Annotated in this window: 13 protein-coding genes; 11 read left to right on the top strand and 2 right to left on the bottom strand. The window is 39.6% G+C overall.

What is annotated here, in order from left to right:
* Positions 1-56: 56 nt before the first annotated feature.
* Positions 57-3221, bottom strand: a complete 3165-nt coding sequence (locus ACFQZ9_RS11470; protein WP_498943873.1) for an EAL domain-containing protein — start codon at positions 3219-3221, stop codon at positions 57-59.
* 858 nt (positions 3222-4079) lie between these two features.
* Here ACFQZ9_RS11470 and ACFQZ9_RS11465 point away from each other — a divergent pair.
* The 7 genes from ACFQZ9_RS11465 (at position 4080) to ACFQZ9_RS11435 (ending at position 12117) form a co-directional block, all read left to right on the top strand.
* Positions 4080-4706 carry a metal-dependent hydrolase gene (locus tag ACFQZ9_RS11465; RefSeq protein WP_498943872.1) on the top strand — a complete coding sequence of 209 codons (627 nt, stop codon included), beginning with the start codon at positions 4080-4082 and terminating at the stop codon, positions 4704-4706.
* A gap of 319 nt (positions 4707-5025) precedes the next feature.
* The gene (locus ACFQZ9_RS11460) at positions 5026-5418 is read left to right on the top strand and encodes a hypothetical protein (protein WP_498943871.1); all 393 of its coding nucleotides are present in this window, start codon (positions 5026-5028) and stop codon (positions 5416-5418) included.
* A 131-nt stretch (positions 5419-5549) separates the two neighbouring features.
* Positions 5550-6254 (top strand): hypothetical protein, encoded by a 705-nt coding sequence (locus ACFQZ9_RS11455; RefSeq protein ID WP_232490203.1) that lies wholly within the window; start codon positions 5550-5552, stop codon positions 6252-6254.
* Positions 6255-6470: 216 nt separating this feature from the next.
* On the top strand, positions 6471-7592 hold the full coding sequence (gene solA, locus ACFQZ9_RS11450; RefSeq protein WP_498943870.1) for an N-methyl-L-tryptophan oxidase: 1122 nt from the start codon (positions 6471-6473) through the stop codon (positions 7590-7592).
* 284 nt (positions 7593-7876) lie between these two features.
* A complete protein-coding gene (locus tag ACFQZ9_RS11445) occupies positions 7877-9250 on the top strand; it encodes an MFS transporter (RefSeq protein WP_498943869.1) in 1374 nt (457 codons plus the stop codon).
* Between the two features lie 36 nt (positions 9251-9286).
* Positions 9287-10846, top strand: coding sequence for a histidine ammonia-lyase (gene hutH / locus ACFQZ9_RS11440; protein ID WP_498943868.1), 1560 nt, complete (start codon positions 9287-9289; stop codon positions 10844-10846).
* A gap of 80 nt (positions 10847-10926) precedes the next feature.
* Entirely contained in the window at positions 10927-12117 is a 1191-nt protein-coding gene (locus ACFQZ9_RS11435) for a helix-turn-helix domain-containing protein (RefSeq protein WP_498943867.1), read from the top strand.
* 121 nt (positions 12118-12238) lie between these two features.
* On the opposite strand, the gene ACFQZ9_RS11430 is transcribed toward ACFQZ9_RS11435, so the two are convergent.
* Entirely contained in the window at positions 12239-14281 is a 2043-nt protein-coding gene (locus tag ACFQZ9_RS11430) for a sigma 54-interacting transcriptional regulator (RefSeq protein WP_498943866.1), read from the bottom strand.
* 259 nt (positions 14282-14540) lie between these two features.
* Here ACFQZ9_RS11430 and ACFQZ9_RS11425 point away from each other — a divergent pair, with 259 nt between their 5' ends.
* The 4 genes from ACFQZ9_RS11425 (at position 14541) to ACFQZ9_RS11410 (ending at position 18028) form a co-directional block, all read left to right on the top strand.
* The gene (locus ACFQZ9_RS11425) at positions 14541-15962 is read left to right on the top strand and encodes a YfcC family protein (protein WP_498943865.1); all 1422 of its coding nucleotides are present in this window, start codon (positions 14541-14543) and stop codon (positions 15960-15962) included.
* A 32-nt stretch (positions 15963-15994) separates the two neighbouring features.
* Complete coding sequence (iadA, locus tag ACFQZ9_RS11420; protein ID WP_498943864.1) at positions 15995-17167, top strand: beta-aspartyl-peptidase; 1173 nt, start codon at positions 15995-15997, stop codon at positions 17165-17167.
* Between the two features lie 354 nt (positions 17168-17521).
* Entirely contained in the window at positions 17522-17665 is a 144-nt protein-coding gene (locus ACFQZ9_RS11415; RefSeq protein WP_198312605.1) for a YjcZ family sporulation protein, read from the top strand.
* 231 nt (positions 17666-17896) lie between these two features.
* Complete coding sequence (locus tag ACFQZ9_RS11410) at positions 17897-18028, top strand: hypothetical protein (RefSeq protein WP_498943863.1); 132 nt, start codon at positions 17897-17899, stop codon at positions 18026-18028.
* Positions 18029-18152 lie beyond the last annotated feature (124 nt).

Below are 18152 nucleotides of genomic sequence, written 5' to 3'. Positions count from 1 at the left end.
GACCATAGGGACGGTTCTGATGGCATTTTTGAACCAAGAGAACCGTCCCTGTGGCTTTACCCTAAAGAAAGTGGCACCCTAATATTTACTGTTGTACCGAGATTTTCGATACTTTCGAACGTGATCGTTCCTTTATGCTGTCTGATAATCCTCATACATAGCATTAAGCCTAATCCCGTTCCTTTTTCTTTGTTACTGTAGAAGGGTTCTCCTAATCTCTTGATCCGTTCTTCGCTGATTCCCACTCCATTATCACGAACCTGAATCAGAAGATTTTCTCCATTCTCGATTCGAACGGTGATGGTGATCATCCCTCTTCTGTTGAAATCTAATGCTTCAATACTATTTTTACAAAGATTAAGTAAGACTTGTTTGATTTGATTTGCGTCACACATGATGGAAGGGAGATCCGGTACCATTTCGGTGAAAAATTGGATTCCTTTCAGATGGGCTTCCGATTCTAGTAAGGTTTCTACTTCTTTTATCAAGGTAGAGATATTTACTTCCTTAAGCTGAATTTCCTGCGGTTTTGCAAGGGAAAGAAATTCCTTGATAATATCCTCGATTCGATTAAATTCCGAAAGAATCACTTTATAGTATTCTTCTTTTAATGGACCCTGTTGGAATAGTTGAATAAACCCTTTTATCGAGGTAAGCGGATTTCTAATTTCATGTGCGACTCCGGCAGCTAACTCCCCAACTAAAGATAATTTCTCGGAGTTCCATAGGAGTTCTTCTGCTTTTCTTTTTTCTGTAATATCTTTTCCTACTACCATGATGTGCTCTACTACCCCATTCTCAACCATTACGGGGGTTCCTGTTAATTCAAATAATCTCCATTCGCCATTGGCATGTAAAAGCCTAGCCTCCGCCTTGGAAAAAGATTGGGTCTTGATCACATCATCAAATTGCCTTTGGATCATGAGAGAATCTTCGGGATGAACCAGTTGAAGGGTATTGTTCCCTTCAAAAAACTCTGGAGAATACCCTAATACGGTTGAATGGGAAGGGGATGCATAGATCCCGTTTCCATTCAGATCAAATAAAATAAGTAAATCCGACATGTTTTCGGCTATCAAACGGTAGTTCTTTTCACTTTCCAGCAGCGCTCTTTCTGTATTCTTTCGATCTGTAATATCGATACAGGAGGCAATTACCTCCACCACTTCTCCGCCGCGTTTAATCGGGCTTAATACAGCAAGATAGGAAACGTCATTCACCTCTGTTTCATAGGTAACACGTTCTTCTCCATTCCAGGCCCGCTCGTAATAACATTCCTTTTCTTTCGCAATCTCTTCGGGATAAAACTCGATTAATTGCTTCCCTACGACAAGGTTAGGAATAAGGCCTAAACGATACAATAATTCACCGTCACATAAGGTGTGAATAAAATGACCATTTATTTTTTTGAATTTAAAAATCATTCCTTGTTGTAAACGGATCGTTTCGTTTAATTCTTTTTTCGCCTGACGCACTAATTCTTCGGACCACTTACGTTCATTGATATCTTGAGAAATTCCGGAATCTTTCACTACTTTTTCAATTTCAGTAAGGGAACCCTCTAATTCCTGTGCTGATAATGGTTTCGTAAAGAGGAACCCTTGTCCTTCATCACAGAGATGCTGCTGTAAAAAGATTAGTTGTTCTTTTGTTTCAATTCCTTCCGCGACCACACTTAAATTTAAGTTATGTGCCATGGAAATGATGGTTTTTACAATCGTTTCGTCATTCGGGTTGTTTTGCAGACTACGAACAAACGATTGATCAATCTTCAAGGTATTCACCGGAAACTTTTGCAAATAATTCAATGAACTAAAGCCAGTTCCAAAATCATCAATACTAATATGGACCCCAAGCTTCTTTAGTTTGTGTAAGGTGTTAATCGTACGTTCGATATTTGCCGTCATACTCTCGGTAATTTCTAATTCTAAATAGTTTGGTTCCAACTTCGTTTGAAGAAGAATCTTCGCAACCGTTTCCTCCAAATTGGATTGAGTAAACTGCTTAGCCGATAGATTAACCGATACGGTTGTTACGAATCCTTTCTGCTGCCATTCCTTATTCTGTTTACAAGCTGTATAGAGTGCCCACTCGCCAATCGGAATAATTAACCCCGTTTCTTCGGCAACTGGAATAAAGGTATTTGGCGCGACCATCCCTAGTTCTGGATGGTTCCAACGGATTAAGGCCTCAACTCCAACGATTTTCCCTGTTTTTAAACTGATCTTCGGTTGATAGTGAAGAAGTAACTCTTCCTGTTGGATTGCTTTATGAAGGTACATTTCTAATTTCAACGGATTTATATCCGTTTCGCGGCTATTCATGGAATAAAATTTAAAATTATGTTTTCCATCCTTTTTGGCTTGGTACATCGCAAAATCAGCATGGTTGATTAGGCTTTCTACTGACTCACCGTCTTCGGGGAATAAGCTGATTCCGATGCTGGGACTCGTAAAAATATCGTAATTTTGTATTTTAAAGGGAGAAGCTAGAGCATCTAGTATCCTTTTACTAACTTTTGCTGCCACGTCTCGATCCGCGTTATATAAAAGGACAATAAATTCATCGCCGCCTTGTCTGAAAACGATGTCTTTATCCTCAACAGTTGACTTTACACGTGCAGCTACTGCTTTTAATAATTGGTCCCCTGTATGATGACCAAGGGTATCATTGATCATTTTGAATCGATCAAGATCCATAAATAATACGGCAATATTTTGTTTCTTTTCTGCGGCTAGGATCAATTCATTTGAGAGAGTTGAGTTTAATTTATTTAGGTTTGGCAGGCCTGTTAAGTAATCATGATAGGCCATATGTTTATAGTTTTTTTCTATTTCTACTTGATTGGTAATATCCTGTGAGATTCCAAAAACACCATTGATTTGTTCCTCTTCGATAATGGGGACGAAGGTAACCTGTAAATGAAGCTTTGATCCGTTCTTATGTAGGATCGTCGTACGAAAGTTTTGTGGTTCTCCTTTTATACATTGGTCAAAGTGGTGCAGAGCCTGTTCGCGTTGTTCCAGAACGATCAGGTCTCTTATTTTCATCGGCCGTAATAGTTCTTCTTTCCGAAACCCTGTAAGTTTTTCACAAACAGAATTAAAGTGGGAGAAGGTTCCATCTAAATCAAGGGAGAAGACCATGTTGGCATTATGTTCAAAAAGTGATTGGTAATGTTGGTTGTTTAATTCTAATTGTTCAATCATGTCTTTGGCCATCACATAAACTCCTAAACGTAATATTTGAAGATCTAAGTTTAGTAGGTTGAGGTTCTATATTTACTAATTATAAACGTTTTTTCGAAAAATAGATTCAGCTTTCGGTTAAAAAATAGTAGGGGGGAAAGTTAAAAAACTGTGGGCCCATGGATCATCTAGGTTAGGATTTTACTGAAAATGGTAATTTCCTTTTGGGAAGAGACTTATTTTGAGAGAAATACATGGGGGTTTAGCGGTTTTAATAGAAAGTGGAAGGTAAAAGTGCAAAAGTGGAAGATAAATTGTTAAAACTGGAAGGTAAAGTGGCAAAACTGGTGGGTAACGTTAGAATACGTTGAGTTCGTGGACCCTGTGGAGTAGAAATTTACTGAAAATGGTAATTATCTTTTGGAAAGAGACCTATTTTGAGAGAAATACATGGGGGTTTAGTAGTTTTAATAGTGAGTGGAAGATAAAAGAAGGGAAGTGGAAGATAAATTGATAAAACTGGAAGATAAAGTGGCAAAACTGGTGGGTAACGTTAAAATACGTTGAGTCCTTGGATCCTGTGGAGTAGGATTTTACTGAAAATGGTAATTTTAATTTGAAAAGAGCCCTATTTTGAGAGAAATACATAGGTGTTTAGTAGTTTTAATAGAGAGTGGAAGATAAAAGGAGGGAAGTGGAAGGTAAAGGCACAAAAGTGGAAGATAAATTGATAAAACTGGAAGGTAAAGTGGAAAAATTGGTGGGTAAAATTAAAACATATCGGGTCCAATTCATACAGAGTAGAATCCAATCCTGAAATAAAGCTAAACAGAACACCTGTTTTGTAGTAGAATAAATACTAGAAAAATTTAGTAAGAGGTGGATTTTCGATTGAATGGAACAGCACATGCAGCAATTGGGGCAGCGACAGGCTTTGTTGTTGCCAACACTATACATACCTCCCCTTCTACGACTCTATTTTTAATAGGATTGGGTGGGGTTTCGGGATTAGTCCCCGACCTTGACATTGATGGGAAACTTCGTGAAAAAATCACCTTGTCCCATCATGTGATTCAGCTGGTTGCACAGTTGATTGGAATTTTGATGGTCATTTATAGTTTTTTTGAGGGCACAGGAAGAGAAAAATGGATTGGGATTGGAATCGGCATGGTGATGATGGTGGTATCAGCGAAGATCAAGCAAAAGCATATGTTAACCCTTACCGGAATCGGTGTATTAGCGGGGGGATTCTCTTTACAGGAAATGTGGTTGATCCTACTGGGGATTTATATGATAATCGCGTCTTTGGTTCCCCATCGCAGTTATACCCATTCGATATTGGGAGTCATTTTCTTCTGGGTGATCGCTTCAAAATTGGAAGCGTCTCTCGGTATCGACGGTGTTTTTTATACATGCATTCTAGGATACATTAGTCATCTGATTGCAGATTTAAAAATATTGCCATGTAACAAGCGGGGCATTAAATTGTTTTTGCCTCTTTCATCGATAGAATTATAGACTAGGAGAAGTGTTCGCGCACTTCTCTTTTTTACTATTTGGGTTATTTACCATTCGTTTACAAAATGGCGGCAAATGATATCTTCACTAAAACATAACCATTTTATCGACAAAAATTTTTCCTGAAAGCCGGACAATGTTCGTTTTTCAAAAGGCTTTGAGGCGGTTTTAATCAAACGTTTGATTGAAAAAATAAGTGTCAGGATTTGTCGATTTATTAGGATTGAATAGACACTTTTTTAATTTGTAGATTGTCCACACCTTGATTCCAAACCAATCATAATTTATCTAAAAGAATAAGAAAGGAAGAAGAGGGTCATTGCTGGAGAATGAGAATGAACTGAAACAGGAACCAAGTGGAGGAGTGGACCATTTTTCAAGATTCATGTTTGGAAACCATCCTTACAGAGAGCCTTACAAAAAGGGCGAAGATAATTCACAAGAATTTCCGGAGCAAAATATAAAAGCATCTTTAGGTCGTACATCCAATCGAAAGGATGATTGGTTGTTTGGCTTTCGTGAAAAAGGCCTCCCGGCGTCCCCGCACACAAATCTAAATCAGATAGAAAATCTTCTTAACAATATCGATTTGTTTTTGCTTATGGAAACAATCGATATGTTTGTTACTACATCTAAACAATTTAAACCTTTATTAAATGATCTTACTCCATATTTTCAACGACTGGCTAAAAAATTTAAGAAGACTGAGTAATTTATCTTGAAAATAATTCCTTTCCCACACATCTTTCAAACCTGTTGCATTAAATGTTATTGGCAAACAAGAAGAATGCAAAAAACGTTCAACTCAAAGTGTTAAGAAAAATAAAAAAAGGGGAAAAAGACGTGGGTAGTAGAGAAAAACATAAAGGTAACCAAGATAATCGTAGTCCCAGCAGTAAAGAAAAAAATAAAGATACACGCCAAGAAGGCGTTGAGTATGCCTATCCCAGCAGTAAAGAGAAATATAAAGCGAAGCACCAAGAAGTTATTGAGCGTGCCTATCGCATTCCGATATTTTTAAGTACCACCACACATTTAAATGACAATCAAAGCATATTTCTAAACCGTCTAATATTAGAGATTGAGAATGCTTTGCTTTTTCCGCGTACCTTACCGTTAAGTGAAAGTTATCCGGAATCCATTTTAACGGATATTCGCCGGTTGGTTTCATCAAGTTATGGAATGTTGGCCATGAACTTTCGTCGATTTCTCGTTGAGGTTGTTGAAACCAATGAAGGACCATCCCCATCGACCCCTCCGTTCTGGGAAGGATCGGTATATTCACAAGTAGAACCTTCTATGGCTTTTCAATTTGGTCTACCTATATTATTAGTAAGGGAAGATAATACGGACGCCAATAATGGAATTTGGTCAGGTGGAATTGCCCCGCTCAACACATTTATCGTTTGGGATTCTGAAAATCAAACGGTTGATGAATTCTTTAATACCATTGAATGGAGAGAAGCCTTTGCAAACTGGTGTGCAGAGGTAAGAAGTGGTTATTATATTCAGACAGAGCCTAAGTTCAAGTACAGATGTGATCGATAAACTGGTATTTTATATATTAAGCTGAAAATATATAAGATTTTAACAATAAAAATAAGCATCGATTTCGATGCTTATTTTTATTGTTTTAAGATTTTTTTTTCAAAATTCAGCTTTTCCTGTCGATTTATAAGGGAAGGTCATTTCTGATGATATATTATTAATTATATAGGAATTATTTTAAACATGTAGAAGATTACATGGGAGAGGTGAAAACAGATGGGAAGACATTACGATGTGATTATTGTTGGAGCAGGATCTATGGGAATGGCTGCTGGTTATTATTTATCGAAGCTGGGAATCAAAACCTTGCTGCTTGATCGGAACAATCCACCGCATGATCAGGGCAGCCATCATGGGGAAACAAGGATTATCCGTCATGCTTATGGTGAAGGGAAACAATATGTTCCCCTTGTATTACGAGCACAGGAATTATGGGAACAACTTCAGGAGGAATCGAATAAACGGTTATTTCTCCAAACAGGGGTGCTGGGAGTTGGAGCACCGGGGTCTCCTTTTATAAAAGGAGCAATCAACAGCGGCAGGGAATATTCTTTGCCTTTTGAGGTCTTATCTAGTGAGGAGATGGCGTATCGATGGCCAGGGGTTACCTTCCCAGAAGGATTTACCGGATGCTTTGAAACAAGGTCAGGAGTACTGTACAGTGAACAATGCATACAGGTTTTTCGGGACCTAGGTATTGAAAATGGTATGACGCTACTTCCGTTTACACAGGCTGAAAAGATTGAAGTTGATTCAAATGGAGCAACCATTACAACTGCGAGTGACACCTATTATTCAGATTTTGTCGTGGTAAGTGCTGGTGCATGGTCGGGGAAACTGTTAAAGGGTTTAGGAGTGGATCTCTCGCTTCAACCCACCAGGAAAACCGTTTCATGGTTGGAATGTGATCAGGAATTATATGATTCTAGCATATTTCCCGCCTTTACAGTTGATTTACTGAATGACCATTATTATGGGTTTCCGAGTATTGGTGGAAGTGGAGTGAAAATCGGCCGCCATGATGGGGGAGTACCGGTGGATCCGGATGAAACGGTAAACCCGTATGGAGCGGATGATGAACAGGAGATACGTACGTTTTTAGAAAAATATATGCCGGGAGCGAATGGCCCTTTGGTAAAAGGAAGTACTTGCTTCTATACGTTAACGCCGGATGAAGATTTTATTTTGGACAAGCATCCTGAGTATCCGCATCTGTTTATTGCTGCTGGGTTTTCGGGACATGGATTTAAATTTTCAAGCGTGATTGGTGAAGTCATCAGCCAGGTTGTTACAAAGGGGAAAGCGGATTACGATTTGAGTAGATTTTCAATAAGGTGATAATGTCCATGGGGACGGTTCTTCTGACTTTTTGAACCAGGAGAACCGTCCCTATGTTTTTTTTAAAATAGCAATATTGTGCTAATATTTCGAAATATCCTCTAGAGTCAAATAATTTAAAAATAGATATAATCGCTTTATCACACTAATTGATTAATTATTTACCAGTTTATTAATCAATTGAAAACGCTTTAATCACTAGATATTGAGGAGGAATGAGGGAAACGTTTATTTTTTTGGATTTGAATATCTGAAAAATCAAAAATTAGAGAGGGGAATTTCCAGTGAACAAACAAACCTATAGGATGGATGACGCTCCGCTAAATAAGTTTCATATAAAAATTACTGCGCTGACCTTTGGTTCCAATTTTTCGGATGGATATGCTCTTGGGATTATTGGAATGGCGCTTAGTCTACTAAGCCCGCAAATGCATCTTGGCCCTTTGTGGAATGGATTAATTGGAAGCTCAGCCTTAATCGGATTATTCTTTGGAAGTCTTTTGCTTGGCGGACTTTCTGATAAAATTGGCAGACAGAAAATCTTCTTATCCAATTTTGTCATTATTACCGTAGCTTCTGCTTTACAATTTTTTGTAAATGATCCCGTCACCCTTTTCATACTAAGGATTTTAATCGGTATTGCTCTTGGCGGGGATTATGCAGTAGGTTCTACATTACTTGCGGAATTTGCACCGAGAAAGTACAGAGGTCTTCTATTATCATCGTTAAATGTTTTATGGACCGTTGGTTATGTGCTTTCCAATGTTGTAGGATATTATCTTGGAAAAATGGGACCGGATTCTTGGCGCTGGATGCTTGTGAGTGCAGTCGTTCCTGCTGTCATTGTTTTAGTGATGCGGATTGGAACTCCTGAATCCCCAAGATGGCTGGTGAAAATGGGCCGAAAAGAAGAGGCAAGAGAAATCGTGAAAAAATATATTGGTCCTCATGCCGTAATGGATGAAACGATTTCGCAAGGTGCTGCTGCTCATTATGGAATGAAGGATCTTTTCAACAAACATCTTTGGAAACGCACGGCTTTTGGCGGTCTATTCTATGTATGTCAGGTCGTTCCGTATTTTGCTATTTATACTTTCCTTCCAACTATTTTAGAAAAGATGGGCTTTGAAGAAACCTTTACGGTTGATATGCTGTTAAATCTATTCCTCCTTGTGGGTGCAATCGCTGGTTTATGGTGTACAGAAAAGCTCTCGCGCCGTGGTTTTACGATTTATACCTTTATTATTCTGACTATTTCCTTATTTGTTTTAAGTATACTGCCAGCAGGATCGCATGGTTTTGCAATTATGGTTTTTGCCATCTTCACCTTTGTCATGTCTGCAGCTTCGAATCTTACCCTTGTCTATCCAGCAGAATTATTCCCAACGGAAATTCGCGGTACAGGCGTTGGGATGGTTACGGCAATCAGCCGAATCGGTTCAGCCATTGGAACATTCCTTTTGCCGATTAGTGTAAGCTCCTTTGGAATGACAACATCTATGATCACCATGTCTGTTATCTTATTGATTGGAACGGTTGTTTCGATTTTCTGGGCACCAGAAACGAAATCACTTGGTTTGAATGAAGCGAGTGATCCAAATCTAGATGTTTCGGTTAGTCTAAATGGAGAGGGAAAGAGTGTTGAAGTAGTCAAATAACATTCATTTCTTGGTCATGAAAGGGGGAAGTAAGGGATGATTACTACGGTTGCAAACACCCGCCCAAAGGAAATAAAAAAAGTTACTTTGGGTGGTGGAGATGTTTCCATAAATGAAATCATTGCTGTGGCTAGATATGATGCAGAGGTTTTATTCTCACAAGATTACTGTGACCGGGTCAATCTTTCGCGATCCGTTATTGAAAAGTTTTTGGAAGAAGAGCGGGTCATTTACGGGGTCACAACGGGATTTGGCAGTAATGTAACTAAGAATATCTCCGCTGAAGATGCCGAGACCCTTCAAAAAAATATTATTCGTTCTCATGCCGTTTCGGTTGGTGCTTCGTTGGAAAAAGAAGTGGTAAGAGCCATCCAATTCATGATTCTCGTGAATTTAGGGAATGGATTATCTGGTGTAAAGTTAGAGACCTTAGAACTTTTAAGGTCGCTGCTCAATCACCAAATTACTCCTTTTGCCCCTGGGGAAGGATCGGTCGGGTATTTATCTCCAGAAGCCCATATGGCCTTAGTGTTAATAGGGGAAGGAAAAGCCTGGTATAATGGTGAGCTGATTCCCGGGAGTGAAGCTTTAGAAAAAGCTGGTTTACAGCCAGTTTCATTAGGCTGTAAGGAAGGATTAGCCCTTACAAGTGGAACGACCTCGGTCACTGCTTTCGCATCATTAGCTCTCTATAACAGTATTCAGGTGACAAAAACAGCGGATATTGCTGGTGCGTTGTCTTTAGAAGCGTTAAAGGGAACCATTAAAGCCTTTGATCCACGAACCCATGAGGTTAAGAGACATGTTGAACAAGCTGGCACAGCTCGAAACCTTGTAAAAATACTGCAAGGCAGTGAGATTGCTGAAAAATATCAGGATTACCGATTACAGGATGCCCTTAGCCTGAGATGTATTCCTCAGGCCCATGGAGCCGTAAAAAAGGTTTTAAAAGATGCGGAATTTACCATATGTAATGAGATAAACTCATCAAGTGATAATCCACTGATTATTACAGAGAATCAGGGAGATGCCCTTATGGGAGGGAATTTCGATGGAACGTTCGTCGGTATCTATGCGGATACGATGGCGATCGCAATGGCCAATCTAGCAAAGATTTCAGAGAGAAGACTAGATCGTCTCGTTAACTATCATGTAAGTGAACTTCCGAATTTTCTCGTAGCTAAACCTGGCTTAAATAGCGGTTACATGATTCCACAGTATACGGCAGCAGGGCTGCTGAATGAAATAAGGGTTCTTGCACATCCGGCAACGGTTGATAATACACCAACCTGTGCCAATCAGGAGGATGTTGTCAGTTTTGCTTATTTTGCCGCTAAAAAAGCCTATCAAATCGCTAAAAAGCTGGAGTATATTTTAGGACTTGAACTGATGGCTGCTGTCCAAGCGTTGGATTTTCATCAACCTCTAAAACCTTCACCCGTCAGCCAAAAGGTTTATGAGCTCATCAGAAGCGAGGTTCCAACGGTAGAAGAAGATCGATATTTCTATCCTGATATAGAATTTATTACCAACCTTATAAGTGAAGGAGAAATTCTAAACGCTGTCGAATTGATAATGGGTAAACTAGATTGGTAGGAATGTCTAGAATAATGGAAGCTTTTTTACTCATCTTCATTCGAGTAGAATAGCTTCTATTCTTTTTGGGGGCTTAGAATATGGTCGAAGAACTGACACAAATATCTTTTGCACAGCTGCTGCTTTCAGGAACCTTTGTACACGTGGCACCTTTTGAAGTTTTGCAAGAAAAGTACGGCGTGAATATTCAGCCTAATGTAGTTGTTTTGGTTTCGATGGATCGTTATCCGGATTTAGCTGACGGAAAACCGGTTGAATGGAAAATAAATGTTGGGCGGAAGCTTGTGGAAGAATTAGACATCCTCTTACCTGTTCCATTTTTGTGGGCATGGACAGAAGAGGGGGTTCTGGCGCTCTTACTGGATTTCCATGAGGTACATACACATGATAGAAAAAGGGAAATTCTTTTACTGGCTGAAGAGATTCAAAAGGGATCCGATCAAATTGGCATACATGTATCGATTGGGATAGGAAATTTTTATGATGACCCAGCTTCCCTGATTTGTTCATTTGAAGAGGCAAAGAAATCAATGTCCGGAAGGTTTTTTCAAGGGAATAAATTAATTTTTCACACAGATATGAGAAAAAACATGGTGGAATCCTTAAAGATTCCTTTAACGAAAGAAAAGTCAGAACTATTTTCTATTGTTAGAATTGGGCATACAGAAGGGGTTGTGACCCAAATGAAAGGAATCATGGAGAGGGTTGCTAAGATTTATAACTATAATGAAGAGGTCTTTAAATCTGAGGTCATTGATCTGCTCATGATGATGTCTAGAATTGTTTTAGAAGCTGGGGTAAGTCCTGTCTCGATTTTGACCAATACGGCAAATGTGATTCAAGATCTCTATCATACGATCCGATATGACAAATTTGTTATGAAGGTTTGTAAGTATGCAGAATGGTTAACCGAACAAGTAGAAAATATCAATATTGGTGATGTTTCGCCCAATATTAAACAGGCGATTCGGTATATGAAAGAGAATCATCAAAAAGATGTTTCTTTAGAAGATATCGCTCATTATTGTCACTTAAGCAGATATCATTTTAGCCATCTTTTCAAAAAAGAAGTGGGAACCAGTGTCATGGATTTTTTTAATAAGCTCCGAATTGAGAAATCCTTATTCTATTTAGAAAAAACCGACTCATCCGTGCAGGAAATTGCGAATCAAGTGGGTTTCGAGGATTCCAATTACTTTAGCCGATTATTTAAAAAATATATCCATTCGAGCCCAACCGAATATAGGCGATTAATGAGTAATCGTTTTTGAGGGCTCTTGGCGGTATGTAAAGAGCAGGTGATTGTTTCCAAGTATTTTTGGATGGATTAACCACCTTCTCTAGTCGTACCAAGGGCACAATTTTAAAAACTAAATACAGGAATAGTTTCTATCAATTCACAGAATGCTTTGTCTTAAGAAAATATAAATACTCTATTCCGTCAGCGGTGATCTTCGTTCCGGCCCTGCCTCTGCCTTTGACGACAAATCCTTCGGTTTCTAAAATATCCAACCGGCGACGGATCTGCTGAGGGGACAAGGCAAAGTCCGTTTCTTTGCTTTGACGTGAAATCAGTTCTCTGCTTGCCGCTTTTCCTTTTTCGTTGTATTGCTTGATTACTTCCAATATGAAAGCGTGCTCCTGCATTTCCAGCATACTTTCACATGCGAAATATTCGGATTTTATACTGTCTCCAGCTTGCCCCAGAAAGGAAGGAAGGTCTCTTTTCGTTACCACATTTCCCTCACAAACCGTCAGCATATAATCAATTGTACTTTTCAGTTCCCGTATGTTTCCAGGCCATTCATATTGCATGAAATACTCCAGAACATCTTGCTCTAACTTTACCCACTTTCCGCTCTTTGTGATGAGATGCTTAATCAAAAGTGGAATATCCGCTCTTCTCTCATTGAGTGGTGGAATACTGAGATTAAGTACATTCAGCCTGTAAAACAAGTCTGATCTAAATGAGCCTTCCCGTATCTTTCCTTGAAGATCTTTATTCGTTGCGGTAATCACTCGAACATTAATAGGGATAATTCTTCCACCTCCGATTCTGCGAATTTCTCCCTCCTGTAGAACGCGCAGCAGATGTGATTGAACAGTGAGACTTATGTCTCCTATTTCATCCAAAAAGATAGTCCCGTTATCCGCCAATTCAAACAGACCTTTCTTGCCTCCCCTTTGGGCTCCTGTAAATGTCCCTTCTTCGTAGCCGAATAATTCGCTTTCCAGTATGGTTTCTGTTAATGCGCTGCAGTTCACAGCCAGAAACGGCCCGTTTTTCCGCATTGAATGCTCATGAATAGCATGCGCAAATAGTTCTTTTCCTGTTCCTGTCTTACCCTGAATCAAAATCGGATGTTCCGACAAGGCGAACTTCCTGGCGATCTGCTTACATTCTTTCATTCCAACATGCTCGCCAATAATATCATGAAAGCTGTATTTCGTATAAAACCGTTTATCTTGCATTTCTCTTTGTGCAGTCTTTTCAATTTCAAAGGCTTGATGTACACTTTTAAAGGTTGCGACAATGGTATTTTCCCCCACTATTTGAGATCGGAAAATTACGACATCCACGCCGTTTATGTCGAAGAATTTGCTATCATCCTTGCCGTTCATGATGAACTCGATCATATCCCGGCGATTCATCACATGTTCTATATACTTATTAACCACATCTTGAGCAATAACATGAAACAATGCCGCAAGACTATGATTGAATACCGTAATTCGTCCCTCCTGGTTAACGACCAAAATTCCATCATCGACAGTTCCCAACACATTTTGGATGTGCTCGCTCATCTGCTTGGCATTCCGCTCTGCAACTAAAAGCTTACGTTGTAATTCAATGATATTGCGAATATACCTTTCTGAAATCTTCGAGGATATATCCTTGTTTAAACCGCAGCGTTCTACAACTTCTAGAATGGTTGTCATATCAAAAAGGCGCACGCCTATATCGATTACTTCCTTTATGTAAGAGGGGCACAGATGTGTTTCTCCTGGTGAAACGGCAATTTGAACATTCTTATAAAACAATCTGCCTTTTTGAAAAGGGATAAATTGAATATGGTCGACACCAAGCTGATATAAGGATTCAATAAGACTTATCGTTGCATCATGATCATCATTCACCAGCAGAACTGCTGAGCCTTCAGGTATTCTTAAAAGTTTGTCAATGTATTCATGATGAACGGTTCTCTTTCCCACAATTATTTTCTCAGCATTTACGCTATACATACCATTTGTTCGATTATAAGCAGCATCTGATGAGCACAAGATAATGGTATCTTCCAGAGACCGCGGTATTCCCTCATCTGCAGCATGACTTTTAATTTGAACATAGTCTCCGAGCAGTTGTTCCAGCTGTTCATGCAAAGCTTGCTTTGTTTTTACACTTCCCGTTATAAGTGTAAGAGTGGATTTCGACATAAGATACCTTCCTGTTTTTGAATTGGCTCTATTATATCACCAAAAAAGACCAATAAAACCCTAAAGAATGATTCTATGCATAAAATCTCCTTGAAAATCAATCTACCCATTTTGGCACAGATTTTGCATATATAAATCGATGTAGTGCCAGAGGATTGGAAAAGGAGGTTGAAAGATAAAAAAGATAGGCTATAAGTAAAATTCATTTGTAAGCGTTTTAGTAGTATTCATTTATTTTAAATTCAAAGGAGATATGTGTATGGGTCAACCACAAGAAAAAGCTGTTTCACTCGGAACAGCAGGGAAAAGTGAGAGGAAAATCAATATTTTTGTATTGCTATTCAGCATTCTTGCTATTGCAACTCTATTAACCTATGTCTTGCCTGCTGGGGAATATGCTCGGATAGAAGCGAATGGACGGACAACGGTAGACCCCCACTCTTTTAAGTGGTTAAGATCGGCACCAGTAGGATTGTTCGATATGATAAAAGCTGTTCCTACAGGAATGGTAGAAGCAGGCAATATTATCTTTTTCTTGTTAATTATTGGGGGATTTTTCGGTGTTTTAAGAGCAACAGGTACGGTTGACGTACTTATTGCAACGATGGCTCGGAAGTTGGCAAGGCGTGAAAAGTTATTAATTCCTGTCGTGATGCTGGTTTTCGCTGCGGGAGGCTCCTTAATGGGGATGGCGGAAGAAACGCTGGCTTATGTGCCTCTTGTCATTCCACTAGCGTTGGCTCTTGGATTCGATGCAATTACAGGAACAGCCATTGTCATAATAGGAGCATTGTCAGGGTTTACAACAGCAATCATGAATCCCTTCACAGTAGGGATCGCGCAAGGCATCGCAGAATTGCCGATGTTCTCAGGTATAGGATACCGCCTAGTTTTATTTGTTATAGTCTACCTTGTTTCTGTTCTTTTTATCTATCGTTACGCAATGAAGGTAAAGAAAAACCCTTCTATAGGCGTCTACGGAAAATATACAAAGGAAGAAGCGAACCATTTACTTCAATCCGATGCGAAGTTAACAGCGAGGCATAAGTTTATCTTAGGTGCTTTTTTAATTAACTATATCGTCTTAGCTTTAGGTGTCATCAAGTTCCAATGGTACATTACAGAAATCGCCGCCTTATTCATTGTATTGACAATCGTAATTGGAATCATCGGAAACATGTCTGCTGATCATATAGTTAACTCCTTTACCAAAGGTGCTGCTTCCTTAATGGGCGGAGCTTTAATCATCGGCGTTTCACGTGCCATTCTTGTTGTATTAAGTGAGGGACATATCGTCGATCCTCTCTTGCATCTAGTGTCTGAATCCATTAAGCATTTTCCTGGCTATTTAAGCGTTGCCGGTATGTATAGCTTCCAAACTCTTATTCACTTTGTTCTAGCGTCTGGAAGCGGACATGCGATGCTGACAATGCCGATTATGGCGCCGCTCGCGGACTTATTGCATATTACACGCCAAACTGCGGTCTTGTCTTTCTCTTTTGCAGATGGAATCGGAAATATGATTTTTCCGACTGCCACCACCTTAATGGCGAGTTTGGCCATTGCCGGAATTTCCTGGACAAAATGGGCGAAGTGGATTCTGCCGCTGGTGCTCATTCAATATCTCATCGGATTAATAGCTGTCATCATAGCTCACTTTATCGGATATGGTCCATTTTAAGGACAAGAATTATTAACAGGAGGAGAAAAAAATTGCTTACCTTAATCAAAAATGGCGAAGTATACGCACCCAATTACCTAGGACGGAAAGACATATTGATAGCAGACGATAAAATAGCATTTATCGATAACAGAATTGCGATTCCTGACAACTTTGCTCCTATTAAAATCATTAATGCGGCAAATCTTTTAGTTGTTCCGGGATTTATAGATTCACATGTTCACATTATTGGTGGAGGCGGCGAGGGCGGATTCAAAACCCGCACTCCCGAGCTTATGCTCACTGATATTACAACCGCAGGTATTACAACACTAGTCGGCTTACTTGGTACGGACGGGACAACGCGAAAAATGGAGAGTCTGCTTGCCAAGGCACGGGCGCTTGAAGAAGAGGGTGTTACCTGCTTCATTCATACAGGCTCCTATCATGTGCCAGTAAAAACACTAACAGACACAATCGAAGACGATATTATTTTAATCGACAAAATTATCGGTGTTGGAGAGATTGCCATTTCTGACCATCGATCATCAGAACCCACATTTGAGGAACTGGCTAAAGTCGCTGCTGCAGCACGAAATGGTGGGATCCTTTCAGGGAAAGCCGGCATAATAGAAATTCATGTAGGTGACGGGGAGGGGAAGCTTTCATTGCTGCATGAAATTGCAGATCAAACTAACATTCCGATTCGGCATCTCCATCCGACACATATCAACCGAAATGAAGAATTATTCAAGGCGGGAATTGATTACGCAAAGCGAGGGGGATATGTTGACTTTACTACAAGTACCATTCCTCAGTTTTTGGAGGAAGGCGAAGTGAAGTGCAGCAAGGCATTGCGCAGGATGCTTGAAGAAGGGATTCCAGTCAGACACATCACCTTCTCTTCAGACGGGCAGGCTAGCCTTCCCTTCTTTGACAGTGATGGAGAGTATGTAGGCCTTCAAGTAGGGAAAGTATCGTCGTTATATCACGAGGTACGTGATGCTGTTTTAGAGGAAGGCATCCCGTTGGAAACGGCATTGGAGGTCATCACCACGAATCCCGCACAAGTGTTAAGACTTTCAAGCAAGGGCAGCCTCCAAACCGGAAAGGATGCTGATATCGTATTGTTGCAAAAGGAAACATTAACAATTGACACTGTAGTGGCAAGAGGACAGGTTATGGTTGAAAAGGGGGTTCCGCTGATAAAGGGGACATTCGAATAAAAAATGGGAATTTACGAAAAAAAGGAGCCGTGTACGGACAGACAAGATTTTTTAGGAGAAAAGCAAGTTCTGGGCGATGCCTAATACAAGAAAAGGGCTATAAACAGTTCAAATTCGAATTACGAATTTATCGACAAAAAACTTCCTCGGAAACTAGAGGATGTTCGTTTTCCAAAAGGCAAAGGTGACTAACTACTTCTTAGTCATCTTATTTAGATAATTTTAAATTCCCTGCAAAGCTCAGATTTTGTAATAAATTACTGGGTGTATCCTAAAAAAAATTAGTGAAAACGCCCTTACCTCCATAACTTATCAACATATTTTATAAGGAATAAAAAAGAGGAGGGCTACAAAATGGATGGATATGGCTACGGCGGATTTGGTGGCTGCGGTTGCGGCGGTTTTGGTTACGGAGGTTTCGGCTACGGCGGTGGTTTTGCATTAATTGTTGTATTGTTTATCTTGTTAATTATCGTTGGTGCAGTAATGTTTTATTAAGTAAGAACAATAAAAAAGCCCTTTAAGGGCTTTTTTGCTTGAGATTACTCTTTATATGACCTATATGCACACAAGGGGTAATGAGGGATAGTGGTAACGGCTACACTCTAGAGTATGCATATGGCTAGGCAAAATAATCAAATGGTTAAGCCTGATTTTTGGGGATTTTAATTTATCGTAAAGGAATTATTTTAATCATGTAGAAAATTACAAGGGAGGGAGGGATAATAGATGATAAAAACCTTGAATTCTCAAGGAACACATATGAACAATAAAGCAGAAACGAATAAAAAAGGGGCTACTTTAATTGGACTTGGGGACTGTTCGCTGTCGGCTTTTTTTGTCAGAGAGCTGAAAAAATAGACCAAGAGAACCGTCCCTGTGGACCTCTTTAGAGAACCATCGGAACTGCCCCTATGTATTCAAAACGCATTGCTTTAAGTCTTCGCGCATAAGAGCTGCTTCAATGGTTGCTTCGAGATACCCA

The sequence above is a fragment of the Neobacillus sp. GCM10027624 genome (assembly GCF_042675345.1).
GTDB classification, from domain to species: Bacteria; Bacillota; Bacilli; order Bacillales; family Cytobacillaceae; genus Neobacillus; species Neobacillus cucumis_D.
The sequence above is the reverse complement of the archived record's forward strand: the minus strand, read 5'-3'. Positions and strand labels throughout refer to the sequence as shown.